Raw genomic sequence first — 524 nt, 5'->3', positions numbered from 1 at the left:
AGGGTGGGCAGACGTTCATTAAGTCGGCTTTCATTCAGGACGGCACGATCACCAACGCCAAGATCGGCAACTACATCCAGTCAAACAATTATGTGGCCGGTACCAGCGGCTGGAAGTTGTTCTTCGATGGGACGTTTGAAATAAACAGCTCATTCGGCGGAAAAGCGAGACAGGTGATTAACAGCGCTGGCGGTAAGGTGTTCGATGAAACCGGCCTAGTACGATATCAATGGGGGGATCTGTCAGCATGACTTATGGCGTAAGAGTTTGGGGACCAACTGGACGCCTTGAACTTGATGAAAACTCCTTCACTGTTGGGGTTGTTTACTCGGTAATTTTAAAATCAGGTGCTCCTACACCAGGACGCACTCGTTTCATCGAAATTCCGGGCGTAGACCCATCCACACATTCCGCTGTTTGTTTACCTGTAGCTGTTTATGATACTAGCGGCCAAAATATTAACTCGATTCAATATACGCCGATTATTTCAGCGGGCGGGGTAACCATTTACTTTGGTAGTCCGG

The 524-nt window shown here is 48.3% G+C and carries 2 protein-coding genes; both read left to right on the top strand.

What is annotated here, in order from left to right:
• Positions 1-251 (top strand): phage tail tip fiber protein (locus AC19YS_RS32035; protein ID WP_500603543.1); only part of this gene is annotated, 251 nt, incomplete at its 5' end.
• Positions 248-524, top strand: a 277-nt coding sequence (locus tag AC19YS_RS32030) for a hypothetical protein (protein ID WP_500603542.1), incomplete at its 3' end; no start/stop codon positions are given. The genes AC19YS_RS32035 and AC19YS_RS32030, both read left to right, overlap by 4 nt.

Source organism: Pseudomonas sp. MF08831, from assembly GCF_059862645.1.
Note: the sequence above shows the minus strand (reverse complement) of the source record. Positions and strands in the feature narration are given on the sequence as shown.